The organism is Pseudomonas sp. SCPG-7 (assembly GCF_002156405.1).
Taxonomy (GTDB): domain Bacteria; phylum Pseudomonadota; class Gammaproteobacteria; order Pseudomonadales; family Pseudomonadaceae; genus Aquipseudomonas; species Aquipseudomonas parakoreensis.
Window position 1 is genome coordinate 295,890 of sequence record NZ_MVOO01000005.1, and the last position, 19,569, is coordinate 315,458.

General features: G+C 65.1%; 2 protein-coding genes (1 of these 2 cut by a window edge). Both read left to right on the forward strand.

Features of this window, described 5'->3' with window-relative positions:
• Complete coding sequence (locus B1722_RS12800; RefSeq protein ID WP_086792783.1) at nucleotides 1-13,014, forward strand: non-ribosomal peptide synthetase; 13,014 nt, start codon at nucleotides 1-3, stop codon at nucleotides 13,012-13,014.
• Nucleotides 13,011-19,569 carry the beginning of a non-ribosomal peptide synthase/polyketide synthase gene (locus tag B1722_RS12805; RefSeq protein WP_086792785.1) on the forward strand. Its footprint extends 11,264 nt past the window's final position, so only the first 6,559 of its 17,823 coding nucleotides appear in the window; its start codon is at nucleotides 13,011-13,013; its stop codon lies beyond the right edge, outside the window. Before B1722_RS12800 ends, B1722_RS12805 begins: the two co-directional genes overlap by 4 nt.

The window sequence follows — 19,569 nt, forward strand, 5'->3', positions numbered from 1 at the left end:
ATGCATTTCAGCGAACTGATGGCTGTTCTTTCCACCCATGCGATCCGCCTTCAACAGGAAGATGAAGACCTGGTCATTCTGGGCAGCGACGACGCCCTGGACGATGCGTTGTGGGACAGCCTCAGCGAACACAAGGCGCAACTGCTGGAACTGGTCGCGCAGCACGGTGGCGACTGGTTGAGCCCGGCGTTTCGCATCACCCCGGACATGCTGCCGCTGGTGACGCTGGATCAGCCGACCATCGACCGGCTGGTGGCCAATGTGCCCGGCGGTGCCGCCAACCTGCAGGACATTTACCCGCTGGCGCCGCTGCAGGAAGGCATGCTCTACCTGCACCTGTCGGCACCCGCCGGCGATCCTTACGTGTCACAAGCACGGTTCGCCTTCGACAGCCGCGAACGGCTGGAGGCCTTCGCTGAAGCGTTGCAGTGGATGATCGAACGCCACGACATTCTGCGCACTTCCTTCGTCTGGGAGCGTCTGGACGAACCGTTGCAAGTGGTGCAGCGGCAGGCTCGTCTGCACTGCGAGGAAATCGCCCTCGACCCGGGCGCGGATGTACTGGCGCAACTGCTGGAGCGCCACGACCCGCGGTTCTTCCGCCTCGACATCCGGCAGGCGCCGCTGCTGCGTCTGGTGTACGCCATGGATCCGGCCAATGGGCGCGTGGTCGCGCTGTTGTTGTTCCATCACCTGATCATGGATCACGTCGCGCTCGATGTGGTGCGCCGCGAAACCCGCGCGCACCTGCTCGGCCAGACCGCGCGGGTCGGGCCGCCGGTGCCGTACCGTGATCATCTGGCCAAAGCCCGTCTGCGTCTGGACGAGCAGGTTCACGAAGCGTTTTTCCGCGAGATGCTCGCCGACATCGACGAGCCGACCTTGCCCTGTGGTCTGCAGGATGTGCAGGGCGATGGCCAAGGCATCGAAGAAGCCTTGCTGATGCTCGACACCGATTTCAGCCGGCAACTGCGCGGCCAGGCGCGTCAGCTCGGCGTCAGTGTGGCGAGCCTGATGCACCTGGCGCTGGCGCGGGTGCTCGGCCAGTTGTCGGGCCGCACCGCCGTGGTGTTCGGCACCGTGTTGCTGGGGCGGATGGAGGCGGGCGAGGGCGGCGAACAGGCGCTGGGGATGTTCATCAACACCTTGCCGCTGCGGGTGGATGTCGGGGCGGACGGCGTGCGTGCCGGGGTGCTGGCCACCCATCGACGCCTGACCGCGTTGCTCGGCCATGAACAGACCTCGCTGGCCCTGGCCCAGCGTTGCAGTGCGGTGGCGGTGCCGACGCCGTTGTTCAGCGCGATCCTCAACTATCGCCACAGCAGCAGTGAAGAGATCGCCGAGGTCAGCGAACTGGCCCCCGGCGTGCAAGTGCTGGGCGCGCGCGAACGCACGAACTACCCGCTGACGATCAACATCGACGACCTCGGCGAAGACTTGCGCATCACTGCGCTGGCGGATACGGCGCTGGGCGCGCAACGCATTGCCGCTTACCTGCACACCGCGTTGCACAGTCTGCTGCAGGCCTTGCAAGCGACCCCGGATGCGCCGCTGCATCAGCTGAATATCCTGCCGGCCGCCGAGCGCGAATTCTTGGTGCACGGGGTCAACTCGCCGTTGCCGCAATTCCCGGAAACGCCGTTGATCCATCAGCAGTTCGAAGCGCATGCGGCGGCACGCCCGGAGGCCACAGCGCTGCTGTTCGAGGAGCAGACGCTGAGCTACGGCGAGCTCAACCGCCGCGCCAACCAGCTTGCGCACCACCTGCTGGCGCTGGGGATTCGCCCGGATCAGCGCGTGGCGATCTGTGTCGAGCGCGGCCCGCAAATGCTCATCGGCCTGCTCGGTATCCTCAAGGCGGGCGCCGGTTATGTGCCAATCGACCCGGCGTATCCGCTGGAGCGCATCGCCTACACCCTGCAGGACAGCGCCCCGGTGGCGGTGCTGACCCAGGCCGATACGCTGGACCGGGTTGGCGCGCTCAACGTGCCGAGCATCGATCTGGACAGCGTGCAGTTGCAGGCTGAACTCAGCAGCAATCCGCAGATTCCCGAGCTGAGTCCGAGTCATCTCGCCTACGTGATCTACACCTCGGGCTCCACTGGGCTGCCCAAAGGCGTGATGGTCGAACACCGCAACGTCACGCGCCTGTTTTCCGCGACCCACGACTGGTTCAACTTCAACCCGCAAGATGTGTGGGCGCTGTTCCATTCCTTCGCCTTCGATTTCTCGGTGTGGGAAATCTGGGGCGCGCTGGCGTTCGGCGGCCAGTTGCTGCTGGTGCCGCAGGCCGTCAGCCGCTCACCGGACGACTGCTACGCGCTGCTGTGCCGCACTGGCGTCACCGTGCTCAATCAAACGCCGAGCGCCTTCCGCCAGTTGATCACCGCGCAGGGCCGCAGCCCGCTGCAGCACTCGTTGCGCGAAGTGATCTTCGGCGGCGAAGCGCTGGAACCGGGCCTGCTCAAACCGTGGTACGCGCGGGTCGGCAATGCCGGTACGCGGCTGGTGAACATGTACGGCATCACCGAAACCACGGTGCACGTGACCTATCGGCCACTGGAGGCAGCGGACGCGCTGCTGGTCGGGCGCAGCCCGATCGGTGTGGGCATTCCCGACCTGCAACTGTACGTGCTCGACGCGCAGCGCGAGCCGGTGCCGGCCGGCGTGATCGGCGAGTTGTACGTCGGCGGCGCCGGGGTTGCCCGGGGTTATCTCAATCGTGACGCGCTGACTGCTGAACGCTTTATCGCCGACCCGTTCAGCGGCCGTGCCGAGGCGCGACTGTACAAGACCGGTGACCTGGCGCGCTGGTCAGCGGATGGCAGCCTCGAATACCTCGGGCGCAACGACGATCAAGTGAAGATCCGTGGTTTCCGCATCGAACTCGGTGAAATCGAAGCTCGCCTGGCAGCCTGCGCCGGTGTGCGCGAAGCGCTGGTGATCGCTCGCGAAGACAGCCCCGGTGACAAGCGTCTGGTCGCCTACTGGCTGGCCGCCGCAGGCACTGAACCGAGCGCCGCGCAATTGCGCGACGCGTTGCTGCAATCGCTGGCCGACTACATGGTGCCAAGCGCGTTTGTGCGCCTCGACGCCATACCACTGACCACCAATGGCAAGCTTGATCGCAAAGCCTTGCCACAACCGGACAGCGATGCCTTCGCCCGTCGGGGTTTCGAAGCCCCAGTGGGGGAAGTTGAAACCCTGATCGCCGGCATCTGGCAGACCTTGCTCGGGATTGAACTGGTCGGGCGACACGACAATTTCTTCGAGCTCGGCGGCCATTCGCTGCTGGCGGTGAAACTGATCGAGCGCATGCGCCAGCACGACTTGCAGTGCGACGTGCGCGTGCTGTTCGGCCAGCCGAGCGTTGCGGCGCTGGCGGCGACCTTGAGCCACCGTCACGCCTGGCAGGTGCCGGACAATCTGATTGCTGCCGATTGCACGCGGATCACCCCGGACATGTTGCCGCTGGCCACGCTGGATCAGGCCGCCATCGACCGCGTGGTCGCCAGCGTGCCTGGCGGCGTCGGCAATGTGCAGGACATTTACGGCCTGGCACCGTTGCAGGCGGGGATTCTCTACCACCATCTGGCGACCAGCGCCGGTGACCCCTACGTGTTGCAGGCGCAATTCGCCTTCGCCGGTCTGGCGCAGATCAAGGCCTTCGTCCGTGCGTTGAATGCGGTGATCGAGCGCCACGACATTCTGCGCACCAGCGTGGTCTGGGAAGGGCTTGAAGAGCCGGTGCAAGTGGTCTGGCGTGAAGCGCCGCTGGCGCTGGAACGGGTCGATGCCGACCTGCTGGAAGGCGATGTGCTGGAGCAGATGCAGGCGCGGTTCGATCCACGGCACTACCGCCTCGACCTGCGCCGCGCGCCGCTGATGCGTCTGGCCTACACCGAAGACCGTGAACAACAGCGCTGGGTCGGCATCCTGTTGCTGCACCACATCGTCCTCGACCACACCGCACTGGAAGTGCTGCTCGCGGAAATGAACGACAGCCTGTACCCGAGCGGCGCCGATTTGCCGATGCCGGTGCAGTACCGCAACTACGTGGCGCAGGCGCAACAGCAGGCCGATACCCAAGCGCACGAAGCGTTTTTCCGCGACATGCTCGGCGACATCGACGAGCCGACCGTGGCCTTCGGTGTGCAGGACGTGCATGGCGATGGCAGCAGCATCGTCGACAGCGAGCAGGCGCTGGATGCCGGCGTGGCCGAGCGCTTGCGCGAGCAGGCGCGCCGCCTCGGCATCAGCGCCGCCAGTCTGGTGCACCAGGCCTGGGGCCAGGTGCTGGCGCAGGTTTCGGGGCGCGAAGAGGTGGTGTTCGGCACCGTGCTGCTCGGGCGCATGCAGGGTGGCGAGGGCGCCGATCGCGCACTCGGCATGTTCATCAACACCCTGCCGTTGCGGGTCAGTGTTGGCGCGACCGACGTGCAGCAAGGCGTGCGCGCTACCCATGAACGTCTGGCGCAACTGCTGGCGCATGAGCAGGCCTCGCTGTCGCTGGCCCAGCGTTGCAGCGGTGTGGCGGCGTCGCTGCCGCTGTTCAGCAGCTTGCTCAACTATCGCCACAGCGCGGCCGAACCGGCAGGCGTGACTTGGGACGGGATCGAGATTCTCAGCTCGCGCGAGCGCAGCAACTATCCGCTGGTGGTCAGCGTCGATGACCTAGGCGCAGGTTTCCGTCTAAGTGTCCAAGCGGTGCCGCAAGTGGATGGCGCGCGGGTCTGCGATTACCTGCAGACCGCGTTGCACAATCTGCTGACGGCGCTGGAGCACAATCCGGCCACGCCGCTGCGGCAGATCTCGGTGCTGTCGCCGAGTGAACGCCAGCGGGTCGTGGTCGGGTTTAACATCACCGGTCGCCAATACCCGCCGGCGCAATCCGTGCAGCATTTGGTCGAGGCCCAGGCGGCCGCGCACCCCGAGGCATTGGCGACGGTGCAAGGTGCGCAGCAGGTGAGCTATGGCGAACTCAATCAGCGGGCCAATCGTCTGGCGCATCACCTGATCGGCCTTGGCGTGCAGCCCGATGACCGGGTCGCCCTGTGTGCCCGGCGCAGCCCGGACATGCTGGTCGCGCTGCTGGCGATCCTCAAGGCCGGCGCCGGTTATGTGCCGGTCGATCCGGCGTATCCGCCGGAACGCATCGCCTACCTGTTGCAGGACTGCGCCCCGGTGGCGGTCGTGGCGCAGGCATCGACTCGCGATCTGCTCGGTGGCGTGCCGGTCATCGATCTGGACCGCGACCTCTGGCAGCACCTGTCGGATGCCAATCCGCAGCTGCCAGCATTGACGCCGAAGCATCTGGCGTACGTGATCTACACCTCCGGCTCCACCGGCCAGCCGAAAGGGGTGATGGTCGAGCACGCGACCCTGGAAAACCTCGTGCACTGGCACGCTGAAGCCTTCGACTTGCAGGCCGGCAGCCAGACCGCGAGCGTCGCCGGCTTCGGTTTCGATGCGATGGCCTGGGAAGTCTGGCCGGCACTGTGTGTCGGCGCGACCTTGCACCTGCCGCCGCCGTCGATCCGCAATGAACATCTGGACGAGTTGCTCGACTGGTGGTGCGCGCAGCCGTTGCAGGTCAGCTTCCTGCCGACGCCGGTGGCCGAATACGCGTTCAGCCGGCAATTGCAGCACCCGACCTTGCGCACGCTGCTGATCGGCGGCGACCGGCTGCGTCAGTTCAATCGCCAGCAAACCTTTGAAGTGATCAACAACTATGGCCCGACCGAAGCCACGGTGGTCGCCACCTCGGGTCGGGTCGAGCTGGATCAGCCGCTGCATATCGGCCGGCCGATTGCCAATGCCAAAATCTATGTGCTGGACGCCGAGCAGCGCCCGGTGCCGGTGGGTGTGGCGGGCGAGTTGTATGTCGGCGGCGCGGGCGTGGCGCGCGGTTATCTGAATCGCCCCGAGCTGAGCGCTGCGCAGTTCCTCTTCGACCCATTCAGCGATGAGCCGCAGGCGCGCATGTACCGCACCGGCGATCAGGCGCGCTGGCTGGCCGACGGCAACATTGAGTATCTGGGGCGCAACGACGATCAGGTCAAATTGCGTGGCGTGCGTATCGAACTCGGTGAAATCGAAGCCGCGCTCGGCAGCCACGCTGCGCTGCAGGAAGCGGTGGTGCTGGTTCGCGATGGACGGCTGATTGCGTGGTTCACCGAGCGCACGGCGGTCGATATTCAACTGTTGCACACGCATTTACAGGCGCGCTTGCCGGATGCGCTGCTGCCGGCCGCTTACGTGCGATTGGACACATTGCCGCTGACCGCCAACGGCAAGATCGACCGCAAGGCCTTGCCGCAACCGGAGCAGGGCGCGTGGCTCAGCCGCGAATATGAAGCGCCACAAGGTGCGGTGGAAACCGCGCTGGCGCAGATCTGGATCGACGTGCTGAACGTCGAGCGGGTCGGGCGTCACGACAACTTCTTCGAACTGGGCGGGCATTCGCTGTTGGCAGTGAGCCTGATCGAACGCATGCGTCAGATCGACCTCGCGGCCGACGTTCGCGTGTTGTTCAATCAGCCGACCCTGGCCGCATTGGCCGCCGCGGTCGGCAGCGGTCGCGAAATCGAGGTGCCAGCCAACCGCATTCCGCCGGGTTGCACGCACATCACCCCGGACCTGCTCAGCCTGACCGAGCTCGATCAGGCGAGCATCGAGCGCATCGTCGCCACCGTGCCCGGTGGCGCGGCCAATGTGCAGGACATCTATCCGCTGGCGCCGTTGCAGGAAGGCATCCTTTATCACCACCTGAGCGCCGAACAGGGTGATCCGTACCTGCTGCAATCGCGGCTGATCTTCGACAGCGTCGAGCGCCTGCGCACCTTCAGCCAAGCCTTGCAGCAGGTCGTCGCCCGTCACGACATTCTGCGCACCAGCGTGGTCTGGGAAGGCTTGCCGAGTCCGCATCAGGTGGTGTGGCGCGAGGCGCCGCTGGTGGTGCAAGCGGTGCCGCTGGATCCGGCTCAGGGCGACGTCCTCGAACAGTTGCACGCGCGCTTCGATGCCCGCCACAACCGCCTCGACCTGAGCCAGGCGCCGCTGATGCGCATCGTCTACGCCGAAGACCCGGCGCAGCAACGGGTGGTGGCGATCATATTGTTCCAGCACCTGATTCTCGACCACACCGCCATGGAGGTGGTCGGCCAGGAAATGCGTGCTTTCATGTTCGATCAGGCCGACCGCCTCGGCACGCCGATGCCGTACCGCAACTACGTGGCGCAGGCGCGTCTGGGTGCCAGCGACCAGGAACACGAAACGTTCTTCCGCGACATGCTCGGCGATATCGACGAACCGACCCTGCCGTTTGGTCTGCACGACGTGCAAGGCGATGGAGGCGACATCGAGGAGGCGCAGCAAGCCGTCGATGCCGGGTTGACTCTGCGCCTGCGGGAACAGGCGCGGCAGTTGGGTGTCAGCCCGGCGAGCCTGATGCATCTGGCCTGGGCGCAGGTGCTGGGCGTGCTTGCCAACCGCCGCGACGTGGTGTTCGGCACGGTGCTGTTGGGTCGTTTGCAGGGCGGCGAGGGCGCGGATCGCACCCTGGGCGTGTTCATCAACACCTTGCCGCTGCGGGTGGATGTCAGCGAAGGCGTGCGCGCTGCGGTCAAGACTACCCACGCACGGCTGACCGCGTTGCTGGCCCATGAACACGCGCCACTGGCGCTGGCCCAGCGTTGCAGCGCGGTGTCCGGGGCGCCGCTGTTCAGCGCACTGCTCAACTACCGGCATACCGCTGCCGAAGCGCAGCCGCGTGACGGTCAGGGCATCTGGGAAGGCGTGCAATTGCTTGGCGGCGAAGAGCGCAGCAACTATCCGCTGACCCTCAGCGTCGACGATCTCGGCGAAGACTTTTCCCTGTCCGTACTGGCACTGGCGCACATCGGCGCGCAACGCATCTGCAGCTACATGCACACCGCGCTGGAGCATCTGCTGCACGCACTGGAGCAGGCGCCACAGCGTCCGCTCAACCGTTTGCCGATTCTCTCGGTCGAGGAATACGAGCGCTTGCTGGTCGGTTTCAACCCGACTGCGGCAGCCTACCCGCGCGGTGCAACGATTCAGGCGCTGGTGCAAGCGCAGGCCGAGCTGCAGCCACAGGCGCTGGCGGTGGTGCAGGGCACGCAGCAACTGACCTACGCGCAGCTCAATCAGCAGGCCAATCGCCTGGCCCATCACTTGCTCGGCCTCGGCGTGCAGCCGGACGACCGGATTGCCGTGTGCCTGCCACGCAGCACGCAGATGCTGGTGGCGCTGCTGGCGATTCTCAAGGCTGGCGCCGGTTATGTGCCGGTCGACCCTGCGTACCCGGCGGAGCGCATCGCCTACCTGTTACAGGACAGCGATCCGGTGGCGGTGCTGGCGCAGGGCTCGACCCGCGAGCTGCTGGGTCGAGTGCCGATGATCGATCTGGACAACGCCCTCTGGCAACACCTGCCGGCTACCAATCCGCAACTGCCGACGCTGACCCCGGCGCATCTGGCCTACGTGATCTACACCTCGGGTTCGACCGGTCAGCCGAAAGGCGTGATGGTCGAACACGCAACCCTGGAAAACCTTGTGCACTGGCACTGTGAGGCGTTCGACCTGCGCGCCGGCAGCCACACCGCCAGCGTCGCCGGTTGCGGTTTCGACGCGATGGCCTGGGAGGTCTGGCCGGCGCTGTGTGTCGGCGCGACCCTGCACCTGCCGCCGCCGTCGATCAGCAACGAACACCTCGATGACCTGCTCGACTGGTGGCGCGCGCAGCCGTTGCAAGTGAGCTTCCTGCCGACGCCGATTGCCGAATACGCCTTCAGTCGTGAGCTGGGGCATCCGACTTTGCGTACGCTGTTGATCGGGGGCGACAAGTTGCGGCAGTTCTCGCGTGGGCAGACGTTCGACGTCATCAACAACTACGGCCCGACCGAGGCTACGGTGGTCGCGACCTCCGGGCCGGTTGCCGCCGGCACGCTGCTGCACATCGGCCGGCCAATCAGCAACGCCAGGGTTTACTTGCTCGATGAACAGCAGCGACCGGTGCCGGTGGGTGTTGCCGGTGAACTGTACGTCGGTGGCGCGGGTGTCGCCCGTGGTTATCTGAACCGTCCCGAGCTGACCGCCGAACGCTTCCTCGAAGACCCGTTCAGTGATGAACCGCAGGCGCGCATGTACCGCACCGGTGACCTCGCGCGCTGGCTGGCCGACGGCAATATCGAGTACCTGGGGCGTAACGACGATCAGGTCAAACTGCGCGGCGTGCGGGTGGAACTGGGTGAAATCGAAGCCGCGCTGTCCAGCCATGCGGCGGTGCAGGACGCGGTGGTGCTGGTGCGTGAGGCGCGGTTGATCGCCTGGTTCACTGCCCGCGCAGCGGTCGATATCGAAGAGCTGCGTGCGCATCTGCAAGCGCGTCTGCCACAGGCACTGGTGCCGGCAGCTTACGTGCGGCTGGAGGCGCTGCCACTGACCGCCAACGGCAAACTCGACCGCAAGGCCTTGCCCGAACCGGATCAGGACGCCTGGCTCAGCCGCGAATACGCAGTGCCGCAAGGGCCGGTGGAAACCGCGCTGGCGCAGGTCTGGGCCGAGGTGCTGCAGGTCGAACAGGTCGGACGTCACGACAACTTCTTCGAACTGGGCGGCCATTCGTTGCTGGCGGTGACCCTGATCGAGCGCATGCGTCAGCTCGGCCTGAGCACTGACGTGCGCGTGCTGTTCAGCCAGCCAACCCTCGCCGCGCTGGCGGCCGCCGTCGGCAGCGGTCGCGAAGTCGCGGTGCCGGACAACCTGATTCCGTTTGGTTGCACACATATCACTCCAGACATGCTGACCCTGCTGCAACTGGATCAGGCCAGCATCGAGCGTATCGTGGCCACGGTGCCGGGCGGTGCCGCCAATGTGCAGGATATTTATCCGCTGGCGCCGTTGCAGGAAGGCATTCTTTATCACCACTTGAGCGCCGCGCAGGGCGATCCGTACCTGCTGCAATCACGCCTGGCATTCGACAGCCTTGAACGCCTGCAGGCCTTTGCCGCCGCGCTGCGTCAGGTCATGACTCGCCATGACATCCTGCGCACCGGGGTGGTCTGGGAAGGGCTGGCGACGCCGGTGCAAGTGGTCTGGCGCGAGGCTCAACTGCCGGTGCAGGAAGTCGCACTCGACCCGGCCGCCGGTGATGTTCTGGCGCAGTTGTATGAGCGTTTCGACGCGCGGCATTACCGCATCGACCTCAGTCAGGCGCCGTTGATTCGCCTGGTCTATGCACAAGACCCGGCCAATGATCGAGTGGTCGCCATGCTGCTGTTCCATCACATCGCCATGGATCACACGGCGCTGGAAGTGGTGCAGCAGGAACTGCAGGCGCTGCTCTTCGGTCACGGCGAAGCCCTGATACCCGCCGTGCCGTATCGCAATTACGTGGCGCAGACCCGGCTGGGTGTCAGCGAGCAGGAACACGAAGCGTTCTTCCGCGCGATGCTCGGCGAGATCGATGAGCCGACGCTGCCGTTCGGTCTGCTGGACGTGCACGGTGACGGCCATGACATCGAAGAAGTCCGTCAGCGCGTGCCCGAAGCCTTGGCGCGGCGCCTGCGCAGCCAGGCGCGGCAGCTGGGCGTGAGCGTCGCGAGCCTGTTCCATCTGGCGTTTGCTCAGGTATTGGCGGCGACTTCCGGACATGAGCGCGTGGTGTTTGGCACCGTGCTGCTGGGGCGGATGCAGGGCGGTACCGGCGCTGATCGCGGTCTGGGGATGTTCATCAATACGCTGCCGCTGCGGGTGGATCTGGGTGATGTTTCGGTGCGTGCCGGGGTGCGCGCCGCCCATGCACAACTGACCGCATTGCTCGGCCATGAACATGCGTCACTGGCATTGGCCCAGCGTTGCAGCGGGGTGGCGGCGCCGTCGCCGCTGTTCAGCGCCATGCTCAACTACCGGCACAGCGTCAGCGAGGAACAGTTGCAGGCCAATCGTCTGGCCTGGCAAGGCATCGAAAACCTGTCCAGCGAGGAGCGCACCAACTATCCGCTGAGCTTCAACGTCGATGACCTGGGCCAGGGCTTTGACCTTACGGCAATGACCCCTTCACAGATCGGCGCGGCGCGGGTGTGTGGCTACATGCAGCAGGCGTTGGCGGGGCTGGTCGAAGCGCTGGAGCAGACACCGCAGCAGGCCCTGAATCGCCTGCCGGTGCTGGCGGATGCCGAGCGCCAGCAGTTGCTGTTCGGCCTCAATGCCACGGACGTCGATTACGACCTTAAGCAGACCATTCACGGGCTGTTCGAAGCGCAAGTGGCGCGTACGCCGCAGGCACCCGCCGTGGTCGCGGGTGAGCAGCCACTGAGCTACGCCGAACTTAACGCCCGGGCCAATCAACTGGCGCGGCATCTGCGTGAATTGGGCGTAGGGCCGGATGCGCGGGTGGCGATCTGCGTCGAGCGTGGTCTAGACATGGTGGTCGGGCTGCTGGCGATCCTCGAGGCTGGCGGCGGTTATTTGCCGCTGGACCCGGCGTATCCGCTGGAGCGTCTGACCTACATGCTGGAGGACAGCGCGCCGCTGGCGGTGCTGGTGCAGGGAACGACGCGCTCGTTGCTCGGTGACGTTGGCGTGCCGGTGATCGACCTGGATCAGCCGCATTGGCAAGCGCTGCCGACAGACAATCTTGAGATAGCCGAACTGGCCCCGCAGCACACCGCGTACGTGATCTACACCTCCGGTTCCACTGGCCAACCGAAAGGCGTGATCAACGAACACAGCGGGGTAGTCAACCGCCTGCTGTGGATGCAGGACGCTTACCAACTGAGTTCCATTGACACGGTTCTGCAAAAGACCCCGTTCAGCTTCGACGTCTCGGTCTGGGAGTTCTTCTGGCCGCTGATGACTGGCGCTCGATTGGTCATGGCCCGGCCCGAGGGGCACAAGGATCCGCAGTACCTCAGCGAAATCATCGAACGCGAACACATCACCACGCTGCACTTTGTCCCGTCGATGCTCGACGTCTTTCTCGCTCACGCTGACACCGCACGTTGCAGCAGTCTGCGTCAGGTCATGTGCAGCGGCGAAGCGTTGCCGGGCAGCGTGGTGCGGCGCTTCAAACAGCAACTGCCGGGCAGCGAACTGCATAACCTTTACGGCCCGACCGAAGCAGCTGTCGACGTGACCGCGTGGAATTGCGCCGGGCCGCTGGAGCAAACCCCGGACAACACACCGATCGGCAAACCGATCGCCAACACCCGCATGTACATCCTCGATGCCCAGCAACAACCGGTTCCGCACGGCGTGGTGGGTGAGCTGTACATCGGCGGCGTGCAAGTGGCGCGCGGTTATCTGAATCGCCCGGAACTGAACGCCGAACGCTTCCTCAACGATCCATTCCAGAGCAATGGGCGCATGTACCGCACCGGCGACATCGCGCGTTACCTGCCGGACGGCAACATTGAGTACCTGGGCCGCAACGACGATCAGGTGAAGATTCGTGGTTTGCGTATTGAACTCGGTGAAATCCAGGCGCGTTTGACCCAGATTGACGGCATTCAGGAAGCCGCCGTATTGGCCCGCGAGGACGTGCCGGGGGACAAGCGTCTGGTGGCGTACTACACCGGCGTACGCCTGGAAACCGACGTGCTGCGCAGTCATCTGCTGGAGCACCTGCCGGACTACATGGTGCCCGCGCTGTTCGTGCATCTCGATGCACTGCCGCTGAGCCCCAACGGCAAACTCGACCGCAAGGCGCTGCCGGCGCCGGATCTGGCCGCATTGCCGGTGCGCGAATACGAAGCGCCGGTCGGCGAAGTGGAAATCACCCTCGCACGGCTCTGGGCCGAGTTGCTCAACGTCGAGCGGGTAGGGCGCCACGACCATTTCTTTGAACTGGGTGGTCACTCGCTGCTGGCGGTCAGTCTGATCGGCCGCTTGCGTCAGGAAGGCATGGAAGCCGATGTCAGGTCGCTGTTCGAACATCCGACCCTGGCCGGCTACGCCGCAATTACCGAACGAATGGAGATCGTCCTGTGAACGTGATCGAACTGTTGGCCACATTGAAGGCCAAGGATATTCAGCTGGCGGTCGCGGACGACCAATTGCGGGTCAACGGCAACAAGCAGGCCTTGAACGACCCGGCGTTGCTGGCGCTGTTGCGCGAGCACAAACCGGCGCTGATCGAGCTGATCAAGGCCGGGCAGTACTCGGCCAGCAAGCACGGCCAGGTCGAGGTGCCGGCCAACGGCATCGTTGCCGGCACCACGCGCATCACCCCGGCGATGCTGACGCTGGTCGAGCTCGACCAGCCGACCATCGACCACCTCGTCGCACAAGTCCCCGGCGGCGCAGCCAACGTGCAGGACATCTACCCGCTGGCGCCGCTGCAGGAAGGCATCCTGTATCACCACGTCAGTGGCGGTGACGGTGATCCGTATGTCATGCAATCGCATTTCGCCTTTGCCAGCCGCGAGCGTTTTCAAGCGTTCGCTCAAGCGCTGCAAGCGGTGATCGATCGCCATGACATTCTGCGCACCGCTGTGCATTGGGCAGGGCTGGACGCGCCGGTGCAGGTGGTCTGGCGCCGGGCCGAACTGCCGGTGGAAGACGTGACGCTGCCAGATGCCGCCAACGACGTTCTGGCGTATCTGCATGAGCGTTTCGACGCCCGGCACTTCCGCCTCGACGTGACCCAGGCGCCGCTGATGCGTCTGGCCCACGCGTGGGATGAAGCGGGGCAGCGGGTGATCGCCACGTTGTTGTTCCATCACATGGCGCTCGACCACTCGGCACTCGACGTGGTGCGCCACGAAATGCGCGCCTGCCTCACCGGGCAGCGTGAACGGCTCGGGCGCCCGGTGCCGTTTCGCAACTACGTGGCGCAGGCGCGTCTGGGCGTCAGTGAGGCCGAGCACGAGGCGTTTTTCCGCGAGATGCTCGGCGACATCGACGAACCGACGCTGCCTTACGGCCTTCAGGATGTGCAGGGTGACGGCAGTGAAATCGTCGAACTCAGCGTGCCGGTGCCAACGTTATTGGGCCAGCGTCTGCGGGCGCAGGCGCGGATCCTTGGCGTGAGTGTCGCGAGCCTGTTCCACCTCGGCTGGGCGCAGGTGCTGGCCGCGCTGACCGGCAAGCAGCAAGTGGTATTCGGTACCGTGCTGATGGGCCGCATGCAGGGCGCCGAAGCGATTGACCGGGCGCTGGGGATTTTCATCAACACCTTGCCGTTGCGGGTGAACATCGACGGGCAGGATGTGCGCGCGGCGGTCAACGCCACCCACGCCCGGTTGACCACGCTGATGCGTCACGAACACGCACCGCTGGCCCTGGCTCAGCGCTGCAGCCACGTGGTGGCGCCGACGCCGCTGTTCAGCACGCTGCTCAATTATCGTCACAGCCACAACGTCGCCACCGCCAGCGCCGAAACCCTCGCGGCGTGGGACGGTATCTCCACGTTGCACTCCGAAGAGCGCAGCAACTATCCGCTGACGATGAGTGTCGATGACCTCGGTGACGCCTTCAGCCTGACGCTGCTGGCCAGCACCGAGACCGATCCGCAGCGCATCTGCGATTACCTGCTCTGCGCACTGCAGAACCTGCTGCTTGCCCTGGAACAGGCGCCGCAGACACCGGTCAATCAATTGCCGATCCTGCCGGCGGCAGAGTTTGAACAGGTGTTGCGCGGCTTCAATGCCACTCAAGTGGATTTCCCTGCACCACAGACCCTCCAGCAACGTTTCGAGGCGCAGGTGGCCGAGCGGCCGGACGCGTTGGCAGCAGTGTTTGCCGACGTGCAACTGACCTACGCCGAACTCAATCAGCAAGCCAACGCCTTGGCGCAGCACCTGATCGGCTTGGGCGTGAAGCCGGATGATCGCGTGGCGATCGTTGCCCGCCGTGGGCTGGACACCCTGGTCGGGCTGGTGGCGATCCTCAAGGCGGGCGCCGGTTACGTGCCGATTGATCCGGCGCACCCGGCGGAGCGCTTGAACTACCTGCTCGACGACAGCGCGCCAGTGGCGGTGCTGACCCAAAACGATCTGCGCGAGCGCTTACCGACGCTGACCGTGCCGGTACTCGAACTCGACCGCTGCAACTGGCCGCAGGACGTGACCCATAATCCGCGCGTTCCCGGCCTGAGTACCGAAAACCTGGCCTACGTGATCTACACCTCCGGCTCCACCGGTCTGCCCAAAGGCGTGATGGTCGAGCATCACACCTTGAGCAACCTGGTCGACTGGCACTGCACCGCGTTCGACCTCTGTGCCGGTCGCCACACCTCAAGCCTCGCCGGTTTCGGTTTCGATGCGATGGCCTGGGAAGTCTGGCCGGCGTTGTGCGCAGGCGCGACCCTGCATCTGGCGCCGACTCACGAGGGCGGCGAAGACATCGATGCCTTGCTCGCGTGGTGGTGCGCGCAGCCGCTGGACGTGAGCTTCCTGCCGACCCCGGTGGCCGAATACGCCTTCAGCCAGAACCTCGAACACCCGACCCTGCGCACGCTGCTGATCGGCGGCGACCGCTTGCGTCAGTTCAATCGCAACCAGCATTTCGACGTGATCAACAACTACGGCCCGACCGAGGCCACAGTGGTCGCGACCTCAGGGCGGGTAGCATGCGGCGACGCGCTGCACATCGGTAAACCGCTGAGCAATGCCACGGTGTACCTGCTCGACGAACAGCAGCGCCCGGTGCCGCTTGGCGTTGCCGGTGAGCTGTACGTTGGCGGTGCCGGGGTCGCCCGTGGCTACCTGAATCGCCTGGACATGACTGCCGAACGCTTTCTGCGTGACCCGTTCAGCCGCGCGCCGAACGCGCGGATGTACCGCACCGGCGACCTTGCACGCTGGCGCGAGGACGGCAACATCGAGTACCTGGGGCGCAACGACGATCAGGTGAAAATCCGTGGCGTGCGCATCGAATTGGGCGAGATCGAAACCTGCCTCAACCAGTTGCCGGGGATTCAGGAAGCGGTGCTGCTCGCCCGTGAAGATCAACCCGGCCAGCCGCGACTGGTGGCGTACTTCACCGAGCAGGCGCAGGTCGAAGCGCTGCCGGTGGGCGAGTTGCGCGCGCAATTGCTCAGCCGTTTGCCCGAATACATGGTGCCGACCGCGTTCGTCAAACTCGCCGCGCTGCCGCTGACCGCCAACGGCAAGGTCGACCGAAAAGCCTTGCCGGCGCCGGATCTGGCAGCGCTGTTCACCCGCGAGTACGCAGCGCCCGAAGGCGAGGTGGAAACCGCGCTGGCGCAGATCTGGGCCGACGTGCTGCAGGTCGAGCGGGTCGGGCGGCAGGATCACTTTTTCGAACTCGGCGGGCATTCGTTGCTGGCGATGCGCATGGTCTCGCAAGTGCGCCAGCGTCTGGGTGTCGAGCTGGCGCTGAGCGATCTGTTCGCCAACGCCGAACTGGCGGCGGTCGCGTCAGTGCTCAGCGAGGCCGGACGCTGTGCGCAACCGCAGATCGTGCCGGTACCGCGTGACGGCGCGTTGCCGCTGTCGTTCGCCCAACAACGCCTGTGGTTCCTCGCGCAAATGGAAGGCGCCAACACCGCCTACAACATTCCCGTGGCCCTGCGTCTGCGTGGTCGTCTCGACGACGCGGCGCTGCAACGCGCACTGGCGCGGATCGTCGCCCGCCACGAAACCCTGCGCAGCCGCTTCGCCCAATTCAACGACGAGGCGCAGGTGCTGATTGCCCCGGTGGATACCGGTCTTCTGCTGCGGGTCGAAGACCTGCGTCAGCACCCGCAACCCGAGGAAACCCTGCAGGCGCTGATTCAGGGCGAAGCCTCCGGGCCGTTCGACTTGCAGGACGATCCGTTGATTCGCGGGCGACTGGTACGCCTGGCCGACGATCACCATGTGTTGTTGCTGACCCTGCACCACATCATCTCTGACGGTTGGTCGATGGGGGTTTTGACCCGTGAACTGATGGCGCTGTATCAGGCGTTCAGTCACGGCCAGCCGGATCCACTGCCGCCTCTGGCGCTGCAATACACCGACTACGCGGTGTGGCAGCGGCGCTGGCTCAGCGGCGAGGTGCTGCAACGCCAGAGCGAGTACTGGCAACAGACCCTCGCCGGCGCCCCGGCGCTGTTGATGCTGCCGACCGATCGGCCGCGCCCGGCGCAGCAGGATTATGCCGGCAGCAGCGTCGCCGTCGTGCTCGACGAACGCTTGAGCGCCGGGCTCAAAGCCTTGGGCCAGCGCCACGGCGTGACCCTGTACATGACGCTGATGAGTGCCTGGGCGATGCTGCTCAGTCGCTTGTCCGGGCAGGCGGACGTGGTGATCGGTTCGCCAGTGGCCAACCGCACCCGCGCCGAGATCGAAGGCCTGATCGGCATGTTCGTCAACACCCTGGCGCTGCGCATCGACACCTCGGGCGAGCTGAGCGTCGAAGCGCTGCTGGCGCGGGTCAAGGCGCAAACTCTGCAAGCGCAGGCGCATCAGGATCTGCCGTTCGAGCAAGTGGTGGAAATCACCCGGCCGGTGCGCAGCCTGGCGCACAGCCCGTTGTTCCAGACCTTGCTCAGTTGGGATGGTCTCGAAAGCCCGGCGCTGGCCCTCGGCGAACTGATGCTGGAAGGCGTGGCCGAGCCGAGCCACTTCGCCAAGTTCGACCTGTCGCTGAGCCTGAGTGAGTCCAACGGCATCATTCGCGGATCGCTGGAATACGCCACGGCGTTGTTTGACCAGAGCACGGTCGAGCGCTTCGTCGGTTACTTCCAGCGCCTGTTGCAGGCGATGGTCGGCAATGATCAGGCGCTGCTGGAACAGGCGCCGTTGCTGGCGGAGGAGGAACAGCAGCGTTTGTTGGTCGAGTTCAATGCCACCGAGGTCGATTACGACCTTGAGCAGACCATTCATGGTCTGTTCGAAGCGCAAGTGGCGCGCACGCCGCAGGCTATTGCGCTGCAAAGTGACGAGCAGCGTCTGAGCTTTACCGAACTCAATGCCCGGTCCAATCAACTGGCGCGGCATCTGCGTGAATTGGGCGTAGGGCCGGACTCACGGGTGGCGATCTGCGTCGAACGTGGTCTGGACATGGTGGTCGGGCTGCTGGCGATCCTCAAGGCTGGCGGCGGTTACGTACCGCTGGACCCGGCGTATCCGCTGGAGCGTCTGGCCTACATGCTGGAGGACAGCGCGCCGCTGGCGGTGCTGGTGCAGGGTTCGACGCGTTCGTTGCTCGGCGATGTAGCGGTGCCGCTGATCGATCTGGATCAGCCGCACTGGCAGTCGCTGCCATCGGACAATTTGTCGTTCGCTGACTTGACCCCGCAGCACACCGCGTACGTGATCTACACCTCCGGTTCCACTGGCCAACCGAAAGGCGTGATCAACGAACATCGCGGGGTGGTCAACCGCCTGCTGTGGATGCAGGACGCCTATCAACTGACCGCCAGCGACACGGTGTTGCAGAAAACCCCGTTCAGCTTCGACGTCTCGGTCTGGGAGTTCTTCTGGCCGTTGATGACTGGCGCACGACTGGTCATGGCGCGGCCCGAGGGGCACAAGGATCCGCAATACCTCAGCGAAATCATCGAACGTGAACACATCACCACGTTGCACTTCGTACCGTCGATGCTCGATGTGTTTCTCGCTCACGGTGACAGCGCACGTTGCAGCAGCCTGCGGCAAGTCATGTGCAGCGGCGAAGCGTTGCCGGGCAGCGTGGTACGGCGCTTCAAACAGCAACTGCCGGGCAGCGAACTGCACAACCTCTACGGCCCGACCGAAGCGGCAGTGGACGTGACCGCGTGGAACTGCGCAGGGCCGCTCGAAAGCACCCCGGACAACACGCCAATCGGCAAACCAATCGCCAACACCCGCATGTACATCCTCGATGCCCAGCAACAACCGGTGCCGCACGGCGTGGTCGGCGAGCTGTACATCGGTGGCGTGCAGGTGGCGCGCGGTTATCTGAATCGCCCGGAACTGAACGCCGAACGCTTCCTCGACGATCCGTTCCAGGCCAATGGGCGGATGTACCGCACCGGCGACGTCGCCCGCCATCTGGCGGACGGCAATATCGAGTACCTCGGTCGCAACGACGATCAGGTGAAGATCCGTGGTTTGCGTATTGAACTCGGTGAAATCCAGGCGCGTTTGACCCAGATTGACGGCATTCAGGAAGCCGCCGTATTGGCCCGCGAGGACGTGCCGGGGGACAAGCGTCTGGTGGCGTACTACACCGGCGCACGGCTGGAAACCGACGTGCTGCGCAGCCATCTGCTGGAAAACCTGCCGGACTACATGGTGCCTGCCGTATTCGTGCATCTCGATGCACTGCCGCTGAGCCCCAACGGCAAACTCGACCGCAAGGCGTTGCCGGCGCCGGATCTGGCGGCGCTGACCGCCCGTGAATATGAAGCGCCGGTCGGCGAAGTGGAAATCGCCCTCGCGCAGCTCTGGGCTGACCTGCTCAAGGTTGAGCGGGTAGGGCGCCACGACCATTTCTTCGAACTGGGTGGCCACTCGCTGTTGGCAGTAAATCTGGTGGCGCGCATGCGTCGCGCCGGTCTGACGGCCGACATCCGCGTGCTGTTCAACCAGCCGACCCTCGCCGCACTGGCCGCTG